The organism is Nostoc parmelioides FACHB-3921 (assembly GCF_014696625.1).
GTDB lineage: Bacteria > Cyanobacteriota > Cyanobacteriia > Cyanobacteriales > Nostocaceae > Trichormus > Trichormus parmelioides.
In genome coordinates, this window is record NZ_JACJQL010000011.1 from 65,555 (window position 1) to 83,706 (window position 18,152).

14 protein-coding genes are annotated in these 18,152 nt (G+C 43.2%); 8 read left to right on the forward strand and 6 right to left on the reverse strand.

Going from position 1 to position 18,152, the window contains the following annotated elements; all coding sequences use genetic code 11:
• Positions 1 to 64: 64 nt before the first annotated feature.
• The gene (locus H6G14_RS10025) at positions 65 to 817 is read left to right on the forward strand and encodes a DevA family ABC transporter ATP-binding protein (RefSeq protein WP_190567303.1); all 753 of its coding nucleotides are present in this window, start codon (positions 65 to 67) and stop codon (positions 815 to 817) included.
• 105 nt (positions 818 to 922) lie between these two features.
• Here the strand turns inward: H6G14_RS10025 and H6G14_RS10030 are convergent, their stop codons facing one another.
• The 4 genes from H6G14_RS10030 to H6G14_RS10045 all read right to left on the reverse strand — a co-directional run bounded on the left by H6G14_RS10030 (position 923) and on the right by H6G14_RS10045 (position 6,992).
• Positions 923 to 1,489, reverse strand: coding sequence for a Uma2 family endonuclease (locus H6G14_RS10030; RefSeq protein WP_190567304.1), 567 nt, complete (start codon positions 1,487 to 1,489; stop codon positions 923 to 925).
• Positions 1,490 to 1,588: 99 nt separating this feature from the next.
• A complete protein-coding gene (gene purF / locus H6G14_RS10035) occupies positions 1,589 to 3,088 on the reverse strand; it encodes an amidophosphoribosyltransferase (protein WP_190567305.1) in 1,500 nt (499 codons plus the stop codon).
• A gap of 273 nt (positions 3,089 to 3,361) precedes the next feature.
• Positions 3,362 to 5,752, reverse strand: coding sequence for a phosphoribosylformylglycinamidine synthase subunit PurL (purL, locus tag H6G14_RS10040; protein WP_190567306.1), 2,391 nt, complete (start codon positions 5,750 to 5,752; stop codon positions 3,362 to 3,364).
• Positions 5,753 to 6,506: 754 nt separating this feature from the next.
• On the reverse strand, positions 6,507 to 6,992 hold the full coding sequence (locus tag H6G14_RS10045; RefSeq protein ID WP_190567307.1) for an allophycocyanin subunit alpha-B: 486 nt from the start codon (positions 6,990 to 6,992) through the stop codon (positions 6,507 to 6,509).
• A gap of 212 nt (positions 6,993 to 7,204) precedes the next feature.
• On the opposite strand from H6G14_RS10045, the gene rlmD reads away from it, so the two are divergent.
• Complete coding sequence (rlmD, locus tag H6G14_RS10050) at positions 7,205 to 8,587, forward strand: 23S rRNA (uracil(1939)-C(5))-methyltransferase RlmD (RefSeq protein ID WP_190567308.1); 1,383 nt, start codon at positions 7,205 to 7,207, stop codon at positions 8,585 to 8,587.
• A 407-nt stretch (positions 8,588 to 8,994) separates the two neighbouring features.
• Positions 8,995 to 9,444, forward strand: a complete 450-nt coding sequence (locus H6G14_RS10055; protein WP_010997799.1) for an ATP-binding protein — start codon at positions 8,995 to 8,997, stop codon at positions 9,442 to 9,444.
• Positions 9,445 to 9,494: 50 nt separating this feature from the next.
• On the opposite strand, the gene H6G14_RS10060 is transcribed toward H6G14_RS10055, so the two are convergent.
• Complete coding sequence (locus H6G14_RS10060; protein WP_190567309.1) at positions 9,495 to 9,791, reverse strand: DUF6439 family protein; 297 nt, start codon at positions 9,789 to 9,791, stop codon at positions 9,495 to 9,497.
• A gap of 96 nt (positions 9,792 to 9,887) precedes the next feature.
• Here H6G14_RS10060 and H6G14_RS10065 point away from each other — a divergent pair, with 96 nt between their 5' ends.
• The 3 genes from H6G14_RS10065 to H6G14_RS10075 all read left to right on the forward strand — a co-directional run bounded on the left by H6G14_RS10065 (position 9,888) and on the right by H6G14_RS10075 (position 14,241).
• Complete coding sequence (locus H6G14_RS10065; RefSeq protein WP_190567310.1) at positions 9,888 to 10,250, forward strand: sll0565 family protein; 363 nt, start codon at positions 9,888 to 9,890, stop codon at positions 10,248 to 10,250.
• Between the two features lie 2 nt (positions 10,251 to 10,252).
• Entirely contained in the window at positions 10,253 to 11,644 is a 1,392-nt protein-coding gene (gene asnS, locus H6G14_RS10070; protein WP_190567311.1) for an asparagine--tRNA ligase, read from the forward strand.
• An 827-nt stretch (positions 11,645 to 12,471) separates the two neighbouring features.
• Positions 12,472 to 14,241 (forward strand): calcium-binding protein, encoded by a 1,770-nt coding sequence (locus tag H6G14_RS10075; protein ID WP_190567312.1) that lies wholly within the window; start codon positions 12,472 to 12,474, stop codon positions 14,239 to 14,241.
• Positions 14,242 to 14,414: 173 nt separating this feature from the next.
• Here H6G14_RS10075 and H6G14_RS10080 read toward each other — a convergent pair whose 3' ends face one another.
• Positions 14,415 to 15,092 carry a response regulator transcription factor gene (locus tag H6G14_RS10080; protein WP_010997804.1) on the reverse strand — a complete coding sequence of 226 codons (678 nt, stop codon included), beginning with the start codon at positions 15,090 to 15,092 and terminating at the stop codon, positions 14,415 to 14,417.
• 939 nt (positions 15,093 to 16,031) lie between these two features.
• On the opposite strand from H6G14_RS10080, the gene groES reads away from it, so the two are divergent.
• Together groES and groL are read left to right on the forward strand one after the other, a co-directional pair.
• Positions 16,032 to 16,343, forward strand: a complete 312-nt coding sequence (gene groES, locus H6G14_RS10085; RefSeq protein WP_010997805.1) for a co-chaperone GroES — start codon at positions 16,032 to 16,034, stop codon at positions 16,341 to 16,343.
• A gap of 95 nt (positions 16,344 to 16,438) precedes the next feature.
• Positions 16,439 to 18,073 (forward strand): chaperonin GroEL, encoded by a 1,635-nt coding sequence (groL, locus tag H6G14_RS10090; protein ID WP_011320337.1) that lies wholly within the window; start codon positions 16,439 to 16,441, stop codon positions 18,071 to 18,073.
• Positions 18,074 to 18,152 lie beyond the last annotated feature (79 nt).

The window sequence follows — 18,152 nt, forward strand, 5'->3', positions numbered from 1 at the left end:
ATTTGTCATTGGTCATTGGTCAATATCCTTTATTTCTATTTACCACTTTCTACTCTTCTTAAAAATGTTACAAGACTTTATTCCAGCTACCACTAACTCACAATCCTTTGATTTAGAACCCGTGATTTCTGTTAGCAATCTTAATCATTATTTTGGTTCAGGTTCGCTGCAAAAACAGGTGTTGTTTGATATTAATTTGACTATTAATGCCGGGGAAATTGTCATTATGACAGGGCCTTCAGGCTCCGGGAAAACTACCTTATTAACTTTGATGGGTGGATTGCGTTCGGCTCAAGAAGGGAGTTTGAAGATTTTAGGACAGGAAATTTGTGGAGCTAGCAAAAATCAATTAACAAAACTACGCCGTCAAATTGGTTATATATTCCAAGCTCATAACCTGATGACTTTTTTAACAGCAAAAGAAAATGTGCGAATGTCTTTAGAATTGCATGAAGAGTTTTTTCATGAAGACATTAACGCCAAAGCGATCGCTATGTTAGAAACTGTTGGTTTAGGTGATAGGGTAAATTACTACGCCGAAAATCTGTCTGGAGGTCAAAAACAACGGGTAGCGATCGCCCGCGCCCTCGTCAGTCATCCTAAAATTGTTTTAGCAGATGAACCTACAGCCGCTCTAGATAAAAAATCGGGACGTGATGTTGTAGAACTGATGCAAAAACTAGCCAAAGAACAAGGCTGTACCATTCTACTAGTTACCCACGACAACCGCATCTTAGATATTGCCGACCGCATCATCTACATGGAAGACGGTCAGCTAAAAAGCGATGACATGGATATTGCCGCTAAAATGCACTAAATAACACTCTGCGTTACTCTCTCTTGAAAAGTTTCCTACGGAGGGAAACCCTCCTCCAGAACTTTTCGCTGCGCTTTCCTTAGCGTCCCTCTGCGTTGAAAAAAACTAACCAAACAAAGGAGCGATCGCACAAGTAAAATTAGGCAACAGGGGTGAGTTAAGTTCATCACCATGAAACAACGTGACCACTAACTTTAAAATCCCCTGTTCACGCCGATATACTTCCACCTGTTGCTTACGCCAATCTATAATCCAATATTCTCTGACACCTTGTGATGAGTAGAGCTTAAGTTTCAGTTCTCTATCTCGCCTTTCATTCTCATTTCCCAGTGATAATACCTCTACCACCAGTTCCGGTGCAGCCGTCAAATGACCAGCCTCATCTAATAAATTAGATAGTCTCTCATTGCTAGCCCAAACAACATCGGGAATTACATTATCATTATCACCGAGAATTATCCCTGGAGCGATCGCCACTTCCCCCAGACCAGTAATTTGTGACCAATTATCTAAAGCGGTACTAATTCTGACACAAACTCGCTGATGTTTCCAGTGAGGCGCTCTCGTCACGAACAATTCCCCATCGATAATTTCATACCGCTTCCCGTCTTCGGGAAATAACTCTAAGTCTGTGGTATTCCAGCGAACTTTTCTTGTGGTCGGCTGGTTCATAAATTATCAATGTTGAGATATTCAACTATTTTAGCTTGGTTAGGCTTGAGACAGTGCTGAGTGAATTCTCAAAACCCAGCACTGATTTGTTCCTAATCCCTAAACTACTACCTTTTCCAAAATCAACTTAGACCGCTTCACTTGCTCAGGAATTGTCACAGGGTAATCGCCAGTAAAACAGGCAGAACAGAAACTATTTTTATCTTCTCTGGTTGCTTCTAACATCCCATCCCAACTGAGATAGGCGAGACTTTCTACTTCTAATTGCTTGGCAATTTCTTCTACTGACTTAGTAGCAGCTATTAACTGGTCTTGAGAATCAGTGTCAATTCCGTAGAAACAAGGATGAGTTACTGGTGGAGAAGAAATCCGCATATGTACTTCGGCTGCACCAGCGTCACGTAAGGCTTTAACTAGTTTGCGGCTAGTAGTACCTCTGACAATGGAGTCATCAACGATAATTACTCTTTTACCCGCCAGCACATCTTTGAGGGGGTTGAGTTTCATCTTAATCCCCGACTCCCGCATGGTTTGGGTAGGCTGAATAAAGGTGCGACCAACATAACGATTCTTAATCAACCCTTCGCCGTAGGCCACACCAGAAGCCTGAGAAAATCCAATGGCGGCAGGAATTCCAGAGTCAGGGACACCAAAGACAATATCCGCGTCTACGTAGGATTCGGCTGCTAGTTGTCGTCCTAAACGCATTCGATAACTGTATAAAGTCTCGTTGTGCATTTGGCTATCGGGACGAGCAAAATAAATCATCTCGAAAATACACAATCTTCGTTCTGGTTTTTGGCTCCAATGGTAGGAAGCTAAACCTTCTTCGGTAATCCAAACTACTTCACCTGGTTCTACATCGCGGAGATAATCAGCGCCAATAATATCTAAACCACAGGTTTCCGAAGATAAAACATAACGCACTGGATTACCAGGCAAAGTTCCAATTACCAGAGGACGAATGCCGTTGGTGTCACGCACCCCCATCACGCCAACAGGTGTACCAATAACTAAGCTAAAAGCTCCCTCGCAACGATGAAATGCTTGAATTGCGCCATCTAACCATTCTGCACCGGCGTTGACTGCTTGGGCGATCGCAAAGGCAATCATTTCTGAGTCTGTGGTTGTTACTAGGTTGCAGTTGCTATTAACTAACTCTTCTCGCAACTTCACAGTATTGACTAAGTTACCATTATGTGCTAGAGCCAACTTACCTAAACGAGTATCCAGTACAGCAGGTTGGGCATTAACTTTACGACTGGAACCAGTGGTAGAGTAACGGGTATGACCAACACCGATATCACCAGGCAACTCTTCTAAAATCGACTCATTAAAGACTTGAGAAACCAAGCCCATGTCTTTATGCAGGTGAACTGTTGTCCCCTCAAACGTGGCAATACCAGCTGATTCTTGACCCCGATGTTGCAGGGCATATAATCCAAAGTAGGTTAGTTTGGCAACATTTTCTCCTGGGGCGTAAATACCGAAAACTCCACAAGCCTCTTCTGGCTTGTCAGGACGATTTTCTTGACTATCGATTGGGTTGTTAGTCTGACTGGGGTACTCATCCGGAGTGACGGAATCAATGGGAATCATGCTAGCTTTGCTCCTGGTTGGGGTGTCAAGTCAAAATAATTCGTAACTATTGGGTCACTGGGATTATGTCTAGGGATAGTTGCGGAATTTTCTTAACATATCTTTAACCATCTATTAAAACAGTACCTTAATTGTGATTAAAGATGCTATTGATTTGGGGAATTTGTCAGTTGTCAGTTGTCATTGGTTTAGTAGGGGCGGGTTTATGAAGATCATCGTTCAAGAGTCAGGATATCTGTAAACCCGCCCCTACAGTTGTCACTATCTACTGATTCACAGGGCTAACCTTCTGGCGATCGCATTTTGATAGCGATCGTTCATTTCTTCGATGCTAACGCGCATTAAAATTTGATTATCAGTGGTTAAAACCGTCAAATCTGCATCGGTATTTCCGACTATGCCCAATTTTTGCCAATTTTGTCCTAGATGTTCCTGTAAATAGGATTCCCAATTTTCCTGTTGTGTTGATGCTACAGATACTAAAATTCTGGCTCCACCCTCACCAAAAAGTACTTCATCCAAGCGCTGTAACTGAGTTCCAGATACTTCTAAGTGAATTTCCGCCCCCAGGTTGCCAGCAAGACAAGATTCTGCCACAGCAACGGCTAAACCACCCTCAGCACAATCATGAGCTGAACGTACCGAACCTGCGTGAATCCCTTCACGACAAACTTTTTGTACACGGCGTTCTAAATCGAAATCTACCCGTGGGGGTCTACCTGCTACAGTGTCGTGAATAGTCGCTAAGTATTCAGATGCGCCTAAAGTCGTAGTAGATGAGCCTAAAAGGTAAATCACATCACCTGGGGTTTGCCAACCTTGACCGCAAATTTTGGTTAAATTAGCAATCAATCCCACCATTCCCACAACTGGCGTTGGGTAAATTGGCTGGGGGTTGCCTTGAGGATCAAGGGTCTCGTTATATAAAGAGACATTACCACCAGTAACTGGGGTTGCCAATTCTCGGCAACCTTCCGCCAAACCCCGACAAGCCTCTGACAATTGCCAATAACCAATGGGTTTTTCTGGGCTGCCAAAATTTAAGTTATCTGTCACCGCCAGAGGTTCCGCGCCCACACAGCTAAGATTCCGGGCTGCTTCTGCCACCACGGCCTTAGCTCCCTCATAGGGATCAAGGTAAACATACCGAGGATTGCAATCCACCGTAGCCGCAACACCACTGAGAGTATTAACTCCCCCCTGCTCCTCTGCTCCCTCCGAAGTTCCGATCGGAGGAAGCCTCCGCTCGGACTTCTCTCTGCTCCCCTGCCCTTCTAGGGGACGTAAGCGCACAACTGCCGCATCTGCACCACCAGGGAGAAAAACTGTATTATTCTGCACTTGGTGGTCATATTGACGATATACCCAATTTTTCGAGGCGATCGTGGGAGTATTGAGCAACGTTAACAAAATCTCCTGCCAACTTTGCAGATTTCCTTGAATCTCAACACCAGCAATTGTACAGGCAGGTAAAGAATCAGAAGACCATTCCCATGCTTGACGGGCATATTCTGGGGGTTCTGCCAATAACTCACGCTCGTACAGTGGGGTATTCTCAGCTAAAGCATCAGCCGGAATTTCCGCAGCAATTGCACCTTGAAAGAGAATACGCACAATCGGTTCAGCGATGACTGTACCGGCAACAACCGCCTGTAGTCCCCAACGGTGGAAAATATCGATTAATTCTTGCTCTCGTCCTTGATGAGCAACAAATAACATTCGTTCTTGAGATTCTGATAGGAGATATTCATAGGGAATCATCCCTGTTTCCCGCACAGGAATTTTATCTAAATCTAATTCAATTCCTACGCCACCTTTAGCCGCCATCTCAGATGTAGAACAGGTGATTCCCGCCGCACCCATATCTTGCGCTGCAACCACTGCACCTGTCTTGAACGCTTCTAAACAAGCTTCAATTAAGGATTTTTCTAAAAAAGGATCGCCCACTTGCACTGCTGGCCGGTCATCAATGGACTCATCACTTAATTCCGCGCTGGCAAAACTTGCCCCTCCCATACCATCCCGTCCCGTAGTAGAACCCACGTACAATACAGGATTACCGATACCAGATGCTCCAGATTTGACAATTTCTGGTGTTTCCATTAATCCCAAAGCCATAACATTCACCAGGGGATTGCCTGAATAGGCGGGATCAAAATAAACTTCACCACCGACAGTAGGAACACCTACACAGTTACCATAGTGGGAAATTCCGGCAACTACACCAGAGAATAATCTTTGGGTTTTGGGGTCTTCTAGAGAACCGAAGCGTAAGGAATTTAACAAAGCAATGGGACGCGCACCCATTGTAAAAATATCTCGGAGAATGCCACCTACACCAGTTGCAGCTCCTTGAAAGGGTTCAACGGCTGAAGGGTGGTTGTGAGATTCAATCTTAAATGCCAGTTGCAATCCTGCACCTAAATCCACAACCCCAGCGTTTTCCCCTGGCCCTACGAGAATGCGGGGGCCTGTGGTGGGGAATTGTTTGAGTAAGGGGCGGGAATTTTTGTAACAGCAGTGTTCTGACCACATCACCCCAAACATTCCCAGTTCAGCTTTATTGGGATGACGGCCTAATCGTCGGACAATTTCTGCATATTCTTCTGGTTTGATGCCTTCAGCAGCAATTTCTTGAGGGGAAAAGGGAGATGTGGCAGTCATGGAAATAATGCACCAACAGGACAGAGCATTATTGTATCGATTTAGTGCGCTATGCGTGTCAGTTGTTAGTTGTTTTACTGGATAAGTTTTTGCTGCTGAGAATTAACCAAGCTTTTTCATAAATTCCCCATAGAAAAATGTTCTTATTTTGGCATCACTCCCTCAATAGAAGGATTTCAAAAGTATTTATCCGGATATAGGATGAACGCAAAGCTCCTATAGTTAAGTCCATACATTCATCAGACTCACCGGTTCGCTATATTTTTTATTAAAAGAATAAAGATATTCACGTAAATACAGGTTATTCGGAAAAATAATGTGATAACAATCACATAGGCCTATGATTAAGATCGCTTACGTGTAATCTACTAGATGACAGTATTTACGTATTACTGAACTCTAGCCGAGTCATTAATAGGGAACACACTAATTGCCGACAGTCCTCTATAAGAGGTTGTCGGTTTTTTGTTTGGGAACTGTTGACCAATGATTAAATAAAATTTCCCCACATCTGGTTGGTAACTTGACAGAGAGAGCTTGCCAGAGCCACTACCAAATATGGGGAGGTTATGATCAAATGAGAATCTTATGGATTGTTAAGCTTATTACCTAAGACTCAATTTACTTGGATCAACACAGACTTTGTATTACTACAACGCGGAGGAGGTAAATCTACCATCCAAAATCAGAGAAAAGCTCAGTTAATCAGCTTTTTGAATTTTGAATTTTAAATTTTGAATTCCGCGTAGCGGTACTAGGACATTGCCTGAATGATGTAGTCAAAGTAAGGTGCAGCAGCAGCAGCATCTTCTGAACTTAATAAATCAAGAGAGGCTTTTTTCAGAGAATTGATGGCTTCTACCATTCCGGGTACGGGAACGCCCAAAGAATTGTACATTTCTCGCACACCGATGATGCCGATTTTTTCGATTGGTTCTATGTCTCCGGCTAGTACACCATAGGTAATTAGGCGTAAGTACCAGCCAAAGTCACGGATACACAACGCACGCTGGCGTTCGCCATAAGCGTTGCCACCAGGTGCGATAAAATCAGGACGTTTCTGCCAAAGTTGTTTGGTGGCTTCCTGAACAATTTTCTTCTCGTTTTCCGCTAGGATAGCGACGATTCTTGTTCTTTGGACACCAGTTTGTAAAAAATCACTGATGCTCTTGAGTTCGCCACTGCTGGGATAACGCAGTTCGTCGTCGGCTTGGAGAATAACTTGGCTAATTACAGTCATGATTATTTAAATCACGCGAAATATTATTTGCTAGTTTAACGAGTTGGAGGTACAGAAGTGAAGGGGATGGTAGATAGGGAAACAAACGGAAGAACTACTGACAACTGTATGGGCGAGTTTACAGATATCTGTACGGGCGGGTTCACAGATATCCTCATTCATTAACAAAGATCCAAATAAACCCGCCCCTACTAACAATTGACAACTGACAAATGACTAAATCTACTTGGCATCAGGGTGAATTAATTGAAGTAGCGATCGCCGACTTGAGTGATACTGGTGATGGTGTAGGACGCTTTGCAGAGCGTGTGGTGTTTGTCCCGGATACTGTACCAGGCGATCGCGTTTTGGTACGCTTAGTACACGTCAAGCCCAATTACGCCCACGGCAAAGTTCACCAGCTACTAGAACCATCCCCTCACCGCATTCGCCCCAGTTGTATTGTGGCTGACAAGTGCGGCGGTTGTCAGTGGCAACATATTGATTATGAATATCAGTTAATTGCTAAACGCCACCAAGTTATTCAAGCTTTACAACGCATTGGTGGTTTTGCTCAACTACCAGTAGATCCCCTACTGGTGACAGCCTCATCTTTAGGCTATCGCAATAAAGCTACCTATCCCCTCGATGTTTCTGCTACAGGTCAAGTACAAGCTGGTTACTATCAAAAAGGTAGCCATCATGTAGTTAACTTAAATCAATGCCCAGTCCAAGATCCCCGCTTAAATCCTCTACTGGCACAAGTTAAGCAAGATATCCAACAGCGTGGCTGGCCTATCTACGATGAAAAACGCCACCAAGGACAAATTCGCCATCTTGGTTTACGTATCGGTAGGCGCACAGGTGAAATTTTATTAACTTTAGTTGTCAAAGATGGAAACTTACCAGGAATTGAACAGCAAGCCCAGGAATGGTTGCAGCGCTATCCCCAGTTGGTGGGTGTGTCCTTAAATCGTAATCCCGAACGCACCAATGCGATTTTTGGCAGAGAAACTCGATGTATTGCTGGGGTTCCCTATTTGCGAGAGATTTTTGCTGGAATGGAGTTTCAAGTCCGCCCCGATACATTTTTTCAGGTATTTACAGAAACAGCCGAAGCATTATTACAAGTAATTGAGTCACAACTAAATCTGCAAGGGCATGAGACGTTAATTGATGCCTACTGTGGCATTGGCACCTTAACCTTACCTTTAAGTAAACAGGTACGCCAAGCTATAGGATTGGAATTGCAACCAGAAGCTGTACAACAAGCAATCATCAATGCCCAACACAACGGGATTAATAATGTGGAATTTCAAGTGGGGGCTGTTGAGAAATTGCTGCCCAAGATGGGAATAATACCAGATGTGGTATTACTAGACCCGCCGCGTAAAGGGTGCGATCGCATTGTCATCGAATCTTTATTAGCATCGAAACCTGCCCGCATTGTTTACGTCAGCTGTAAAGTAGCCACCCTGGCTCGTGACCTCAAGTTACTGTGTGCAGATGGAACATATACTATCCAACGTATCCAAAGCGCCGATTTTTTCCCCCAAACATCTCATGTGGAAGCTGCCGCTTTTCTTGTGCTATCACAGTCTGGTAAGGATATTTAATCCTTGAGAAAAACTCAAATCTCAAATTTGTAGTCTATTGCATAGTAAAAATGCTAAGATCGAATTAACTTAAACATAGCAATGATTTTGTTAAAAAAATTAAAGTTGCATGGCTCCAATAACCCATGAATAAGATTGTTTAAAGTACAAATCGGCAACATTAAGATAATTACAAATCTATTGTAATTTCCCCCATTCTTAGCCTGCTAAAACTCTTAGCATATCACTCATAGCCGCTTTATGTATCCACAATCAAACTTCATAAACAGAGTCAATGCTCCCCAGCATTTTCAAAACTTAGTAATAAAGACGCAAGTTTGAAGGCAGTATGACCACCTCCATTTTTATCAGAGTGCCTGCAAAAGCAAACTGATGTCTAGCTAACTGAAAGCTATGGGGTTTCTCTCGTGATAACCATTTCGCTCCGTCCAGTTGGACGTTATTGGGGTACTATTAGTTTCGCCTCGACTCTCTATCTTTGTCCTATATTAGATTTATTGTTGGCGGAAATTCCCGCCAAACTACAAGCAGAACTGCGATTAGGGCTACAAGAAGCTTTAGTTAATGCAGCTAAACACGGCAACAACCTTGACCCAAGTAAAACAGTTGTAGTCCGTTTCTCCCTCATAGATAATCAGTATTGGTGGGTAATATCAGACCAAGGACAAGGCTTTAGCCCTATAACCAGTCATGAAGAAGATCCTACAGACTATTTACCACCCGATGAATCAGAAAACGGTAGAGGGATGTGTCTTCTGCACCAAATTTTTGACCAAGTAGAGTGGAATCGCAAAGGCACAGAATTGAGATTATGTAAACAAATGGAAAGCCGCCCCCGTCTATCTCTGCGGCGATAATTAAGGGAATGGGTATTGGGAACTAGGTATTGGGTAAATTATCCCAGTCCCTACTCTCCGGTTCCTAGTCCCTTATTTCCATGAGACGGACAGGGAGGGGCAGATATTGAACGATTTAACCAACCAACAGCTTGTTCTAGTCTAGCAAGAGCTTCCTGGGGTTGGTTTTTGAGTATAAATACCATAGCGGCGGCTAATTGTTCACTAGCGCGAGAATTGCGGTTAGACTTGAGGCGATGCCAATCGTCAGGTGAAATACTCAGTCTTTCCATGAGGGCTTGGGCTAGTTCCAAATCACTAAATTCATTGAGTTGACTGGTTTTAGAAAGCTGGCTGGGTTGAGACATAATTGACAAGTGCTGAGTAATGAGTGCTGGGTGCTGAGTCTAATGACTCCTTAAATATTGGCAGACTCGCTGTTAATCATAGTTTACTACTTGTCCATGAAGCCGCCAAAACAACCACAATCGTCAGGGGAAAATCAAGAACCGCACTTTGAACAGGAGCTAGAGGAAGTAGAGCGATCGCTTTTGAGCTTAAAACAAAGGTATGATCAAGTAACGCGCGATCGTGAGCAACAGGCACAATGGCAACAACGCCGTCAAGAATTACAGCACAATAAATACCAAACCCCGGAAATTAAAACAGAGTTACGACAAATCAAACAGCAACTGGAAATGCTAGAACTAAACTTAGAAAGCCAGTTGTTTTCTTGGCGGAGCCTGAAAAAACCTTTCTGGCAAGCCGTCCGCTTTGGTGGAATGGGCGTTATTATAGGCTGGATATTAAAGTCCTGTGCTGGGTAAATATGGTAAACCGACGAATTGCAGAAATATTGCGGAGTGGTCAACCTGATGAGTCTCTGGTAGTTCAAGGCTGGGTAAGAACGAAGCGTGAACTCAAGGGATTTGCTTTTATTGAAGTTAATGACGGCTCATCACTAGGTAATTTGCAAGTTGTCATCAATCAGGATTTGCCAGACTACGCAGTAATTGTCAAACAACTGAATACAGGTGCGTCAGTTGAAGTTAATGGCGTATTGGTGGCTTCCCAAGGAAAAGGACAGCGTATTGAATTAAAAGCCGAAGCATTGAAAGTCTACGGTGAAGCTGACCCCGAAACTTATCCACTGCAAAAGAAACGCCACTCTTTTGAATTTTTACGCACAATTGGACATTTGCGATCGCGTACCAATTCCTTCGGTGCAGTGTTCCGTGTCCGTAATGCTTGTTCCGCAGCCATTCACCAATTCTTCCAGGAAAGGGGCTTTTTGTGGGTACACACCCCCATCATCACCGCTAGCGACTGCGAAGGCGCAGGGGAACTATTTAGCGTCACCAGCTTGGATTTAAAGCAGATTCCCCGCACAGAAAACCAAGGAATTGATTACAGCCAAGACTTTTTTGCTAAACCCACATACTTAACAGTCAGTGGACAACTAGAAGCCGAAGTTATGGCGATGGCTTTTAGCAATGTCTACACCTTCGGCCCCACCTTCCGTGCAGAAAACTCCAATACCTCCCGCCACCTAGCAGAATTTTGGATGGTTGAGCCAGAAATGGCATTTTGCGACTTAGAGGGCGATATGGATTTAGCGGAGGCGTTTCTCAAACACATTTTTAACCATGTGTTGGAAAAATGTCCAGAAGACATGGAATTTTTCAATCAACGCATTGATAATACTGTCTTAGCAACAGCCGAAAATATTATTAATAATCAATTTGAGCGTCTGACTTACACCGATGCCATCAAACTTTTAGAAAAAGCTGATGTTAAATTTGAATATCCTGTAAGTTGGGGCTTAGATTTACAATCAGAACACGAACGTTACCTAGCAGAACAACTGTTCAAAAAGCCAGTCATCGTTACAGATTATCCCGCACAGATTAAAGCCTTTTATATGCGGTTGAGCGACGATGAAAAAACAGTCCGCGCGATGGATGTCCTTGCACCAAAAATTGGGGAAATCATTGGTGGTTCCCAAAGAGAAGAACGTTTAGATGTGTTGGAACGCCGAGTATTAGCACAAGGAATGCAACCAGAAGATTTGTGGTGGTATCTCGATTTACGTCGTTATGGTACTGTTCCTCACGCTGGCTTTGGTTTGGGTTTTGAACGACTCGTGCAATTTATCACGGGTATGGGCAATATTCGGGATGTAATTCCCTTCCCTCGGACACCACAAAACGCTGAGTTTTAGTAGAGTCATCGGTCAGATAATGCGATGTGCGACTGTCTTGATTCTTAATTTTGAATTTTGAATTGGTAGAATCTCGCTTCAATTCCTTACTAGGTAAGGGGTTGGGGGTTAGGGTTAAGAGAAAGTTGCACATCGCATAATATAAGTTTTATGAATGATATGTAAATATGTTTATACAACTATAGACTCATACATAAATATACGGTATGAACTTAATTAGGTGTTCTGTGTATTCGTTTTGCTAAATTCTGAGCGAATCAGCTTAGTCTTAATCACTTTTTTATAACAGTTTTCCATTTCAGAAGGTATATCCTAAGCTCTTACCCCTAGTGCGCGTTCTCAACATTGAAAAGTGAGTTTGATTCAGCGCATTACCACCTAACAAAACAATGTAAATATTGGGTTACCTTTCATCAGAAGGTCATGAATTAAGAACCTAAGATGACTGAATATTCTTGATTCATTCATGGTCAGTATACACTTCGCCGGATATACAAAAGAATTCAGCAATTAGCAGTCAAAACACCCTAATACCAAACTCAACCTAACAGAATTAAAACACTTTGACTCTCTATCTGAGAGTTATCAATTCCATAGTTAATTTAGTTGCAATCTGCTGTAAACATTTGTCCAAACAGCTAGATGAGTACCGCCATTAAGCCCATCAATAGGGTGAATCTCATACATAACTTATTGTATCTAAAGATGAAATAAAGCGTGCTGATTGTGCCAAATCTTAACTAATCATGAGTGCATAAAACAGGACTAAATTGCCAATTTAAAACTTCCAAATAGCATAAAAATTTGATTTACAGGGAGCAAAATTTATGACAATTATTCATGGAACAAATAGCAATGACTATCTCTATGGTGGTGATGAGAGCGATACCATCAAAGGATTTGCGGGATATGACTATCTATATGGCGGCTTAGGTGATGACTATCTATATGGCGGCTTAGATAATGACAAACTCTATGGCGGCTTAGGTAATGACAAACTCTATGGTGGTGAAGGTAATGACAATTTAAACGGAGAACAAGGTAATAATAGCCTCTATGGTGAAGCAGGCGATGATACTTTAGATGCAGGTAACTCCACTGGGAACAACCTTTTAGATGGTGGTTCTGGAAATGATGAAATTTACGCTTATAGTTCCAGTGGAAATAACATCCTCAAGGGTGGAGTGGGAAATGATATTTTAGATGTTCGCTTTTCCTATGGAAAGAATATCTTAGATGGTGGTTCTGGACATGATTGGCTTTATGCTCGCTATTCCCAAGGAAATAATACCCTCCGGGGTGGAAGTGGAGACGATTATCTCGGAGTTGATTTGTCTGCTGGGAATAACGTTCTCGATGGAGGTGATGGAAATGATATCCTTGATGTTAGTTATCAATGGAAAGGCAAAAATATAGTTTCCGGTGGAAACGGAAATGATATTTTTTATGCCTATGGAGTTCAAGGTTCTAACACTCTCAATGGTGGTAGTGGTGACGACTCTTTCTATATTAGTAGCCCAGATGCAGACACAGTTGTGCATCCCTTGGCAATTCAAACAGTTGATGGAGGGACAGGCTATGATTACTTGTGCATTAACTATAGTAGTGCGATCGCTGGCATCACTTCAAGTTTCAACACTACCACCAAGCAAGGTTTAATTACCGCCGACACCAATCAAGTCCGCTACAAAAATATCGAACAATTGAAAATCATAGGTACAGCCTATGATGACATTATTGTCGGGGGCAACAGCGACGATATCATTGATGGCGGTAGTGGAGGTAATGACACCCTCAATGGCGATGCAGGTAATGACATCTTAAGCATTAGAGGCAATTCACGTAATAACAATACTGCCTATGGTGGTGCAGGAAACGACTCTTTATATGCAAACGGTACTGCTGGAACGAACTTATTAGATGGTGGAGATGGCAATGATTATCTGTCTGCTACGAATAATTATTCCTACTTCTTCAACGCCAGTCAGACTCTAATTGGTGGAGCAGGTGATGATACCTTGGATGTTAGCGGTTCCTATGGTAACAACTTCCTTTATGGAGGTGCAGGTAATGATTCCCTTTACGCAGACTATTCAGTTGGCCCCCATACACTAGACGGTGGTGATGGAGACGATTATCTATCTGCCAAAGGCTCCAGCAGCCGCTTTATCATCAATACTCACATTCTGGATGGTGGTGCAGGTAATGATATCTTGGATGTTGGGTCTGCCCGTGCCAAGAATAAGCTAATCGGCGGTGCAGGTAATGATATCCTGATTGGTGGTTTAAATGAGGATACCTTTGTTTTCAAAAATTATAACGAGGGTGTTGATCATATCTACAACTTCGATCATCTTGACCGCATTCAAATATGTGCCGTAGGTTTCGGTGGTGGCTTATCACCAGATTCACTCTCTGCTGGTCAGTTTACCCTCGGCACAGTTGCTACCACAAATGACCAACGATTTATTTACGACACAAGTAATGGAGCGCTTTACTTTGACCAAGATGGTAATGGTAGCGGATTCAATCAGGTACAAATTGCCCAACTATATGGTGTACCTTCACTCAGTGTCAGCAATTTTGTAGTGGTTTGATTATTCTTGAAATAGGGAATGAGGGATTCTTCTCATATCCTTGTGGAAAATCTTAACATCCGCTAAAACAATTACCTGTGAGCCATTACCCATTACCAAATAAATAATTTAAGCTATCAGCTGTCAGCTGTCAGTTAATTTTTCAAAGCTGACGGCTGAATGCTGATAGCTATTTAAGCCATTTGATTTTCAATCGCCCACCGTGCTAGTTCGGTGCGGTTGTGGAGATTGGTTTTGCCCAACATATTGGACACATGGCTTTCAACAGTGCGCTGACTAACATTTAATTCTTCAGCGATTTCCCGGTTAGCTAGACCCCTAGCTACAAACTGCACTACCTTCAGTTCGGTTGGGGTTAACTGCACATCGAAGGGAACTTGGATGCGAGAACCGTTTTCCCCGCCTTTGGCTTGGTGTTCCTTCCAACGGATAGTTTGTTTCAGTGAAGATTCTACTTGTGCTACGAGTTCTTCTGGTTCAAAAGGCTTGACCATATAAACATCTGCACCTTTGTTTAGACCTTTAACTCGGTCTGCACTTTGTCCTTTTGCTGACAGGAACAAAACAGGAATCCAACTGGTGCGTTCGTTTTGCCGGACTTGTTCGACAAAGGTATATCCGTCCATTTCTGGCATCATCACGTCACAGATGATCATATCTGGAACATCATGTTCGAGAATTTCCAGAGCTTCTCGTCCGTTTTCCGCCGTGATGACTTCATATCCTCTGAATTCCAAGTAGTCCTTCACCAGCAAGATGAGGTTAGGGTCATCATCAATCAATAGAAGTCGTTTGTGATCTTTCATGCTGGGCTCTTTCATAGCAGTGGCACTTGTCGCGCTTCGATCCATCAAGGTCTTGAATGGTTATCCTTTATGGTGGATTGTTGAGATGTTGTCATTTTTCCCACTTAAGTTGCCCTTTCTTCCTTGGAGTCTTAAAAGTGGTTTTCACTTTCGATGACACACCAGTGCATTGGCAATATTCTAGTAAGGATACGCAGAGCAATAGTATTATAATGCGCTATTATATATCCCTTTGAAAGTGGCGGGTGAAAATACACTGATTAAATAATAATCTTTCTAGTTCACAAGTAAGTATTGGCTTAAGATGACCCTAGCTGCAACACAACCCGCGTTTTCATCGGCTTACTGCTCTACAATACCCTTCTGATGTTCAGCCTTTGTTTAGATGTTCACAAGCAAGTAAGGGAGTTGTTGGCAAAGGATGGGTTAAAAATGCTGATTCTTGCGCCACCATTATGCCTATCAAGTGTTTTTGGACGATTCGCTCAATAACCTCCGGGTTTGCTTGGCGATACCAGACACTTCCGGTTAGACAACTATTATCGATCTAGAACAACAAACTAGCAAGCTATAAGCTTGAGTTTTGTTGCACTACATCACTGTATTGTTACTCATTGAGCGTCTCCCTGATTACTGTTCTATAACAATTTCCCCAGTTTGCAAATAAAGTTGTCCATATAAAAATATTCATTACTTACAGAAAAGAACCTGAAAAATACGAATAATTGAGTATTAGTACTTACGGTCTTGTTGGGAAACGTATAGATGATGACTTCTTAGTTGTAATTCGTAATACTCACCAAAAGCAAGAAGCAAGCTATTTAATTTGTAATTCGTAATGGAAAGCCTGCCAAACAACTACTCCCTACTCCCCAATCATTCTAGTTCGGAAACCCGTACACACGTAAATATTGCCATTGGGGACTATTCTTCGGTAGATTAGCACTCAGGAGTTGAGAGTGCTAACTCTGGAGAAATTAAAGTATGGCAGCAGTATCTCTAAGCGTATCCACCGTTAAACCTTTAGGCGATCGCGTTTTCGTGAAAGTGAGCGCCTCTGAAGAAAAGACCGCAGGTGGTTTGTATTTGCCCGACACCGCTAAGGAAAAACCCCAAGTAGGTGAAGTAGTTGCTCTTGGAGCAGGCAAACGGAATGACGACGGTAGCCGTCAAGAATTGGAAGTAAAAGTTGGCGATAAAGTGCTGTACTCCAAGTACGCTGGCACCGATGTCAAGCTGGGAACCGAAGAATACGTCCTACTGTCTGAAAAAGACATTCTAGCAGTCGTTGGCTAATGGGTAATAGGTAATAGGTAATCGCAATACCTATTTACTGATGATCAAATTTCACGACACAAAACTTGATTTAACTTCCTGAGATTGAGACACCTATGGCAAAGCGCATTATCTACAACGAAAACGCTCGTCGCGCTCTAGAACGAGGCATTGATATCCTGGCTGAGGCTGTAGCTGTTACCCTTGGCCCCAAAGGTCGTAACGTAGTATTAGAGAAAAAATTTGGTGCGCCGCAAATCGTTAATGACGGTGTAACCATCGCTAAAGAAATAGAATTAGAAGATCATATTGAAAACACTGGCGTTGCTTTGATTCGCCAAGCAGCTTCCAAAACCAACGATGCAGCAGGTGACGGTACAACCACTGCGACAGTTTTGGCTCATGCCATTGTGAAAGAAGGTTTGCGGAACGTAGCGGCTGGTGCTAACGCAATTCTGTTGAAGCGCGGTATTGATAAAGCTACCGGCTTCTTGGTTGACAGAATCAAAGAACACGCTCGCCCTGTAGAAGATTCGAAATCTATTGCTCAAGTTGGCTCAATCTCTGCTGGTAACGACGATGAAGTCGGTCAGATGATTGCCGAAGCAATGGACAAAGTAGGTAAGGAAGGCGTTATCTCTTTAGAAGAAGGTAAGTCTGTAACTACCGAATTGGAAATCACCGAAGGGATGCGCTTTGACAAAGGCTATATCTCCCCCTACTTCGCTACCGACCCAGAGCGGATGGAAGCGATTTTCGATGAGCCTTTCTTACTGTTGACCGATAAGAAAATTGCTCTCGTTCAAGATTTAGTACCAGTTCTAGAGCAAGTAGCTCGTGCTGGTCGTCCTCTGGTGATTATCGCTGAAGATATTGAAAAAGAAGCTCTAGCAACCCTAGTAGTTAACCGTTTACGCGGTGTACTCAACGTTGCTGCTGTGAAGGCTCCTGGCTTTGGCGATCGCCGTAAGGCTATGCTAGAAGATATCGCTATCCTCACCGGCGGTCAACTAATCACCGAAGATGCTGGTCTGAAGCTAGAAAATACTAAGCTGGAAAGCTTGGGTAAAGCTCGCCGCATCACCATCACCAAAGACAGCACCACAATTGTTGCTGAAGGTAACGATGTTGCAGTTAAAGGTCGTGTAGAACAAATTCGCCGTCAAATGGAAGAAACTGAATCTTCCTATGACAAAGAGAAATTACAAGAACGTCTGGCTAAACTTTCTGGTGGTGTAGCTGTAGTTAAAGTTGGTGCAGCTACCGAAACCGAAATGAAAGACAAGAAACTGCGCCTAGAAGACGCTATCAACGCTACCAAGGCGGCTGTAGAAGAAGGTATCGTTCCTGGTGGCGGTACAACCCTAGCTCACCTCACTCCTGAATTGGAAGTTTGGGCTAACAGCAACCTCAAAGATGAAGAGTTGACTGGTGCTTTGATTGTCGCTCGTGCATTACCCGCACCTCTGAAGAGAATTGCGGAAAACGCTGGTCAAAACGGCGCTGTAATTGCTGAACGCGTCAAAGAAAAAGCATTCAACGTTGGTTTCAACGCTGCTACCAACGAATTTGTAGATATGTTCGAGGCTGGTATCGTTGACCCCGCGAAGGTAACACGTTCTGCACTGCAAAACGCAGCTTCCATCGCTGGAATGGTGTTGACAACCGAGTGCATCGTTGTTGACAAGCCAGAACCCAAGGATGCTGCTCCTGCTGGCGCTGGCGCTGGCGGCGGTGACTTCGATTACTAATATTCTGTAGTCAGTCAGATAATTTAAAAAACAGCTGCTTCCCTACTAGTGGAGGCGGCTATTTTTTTGTCAACTCTTC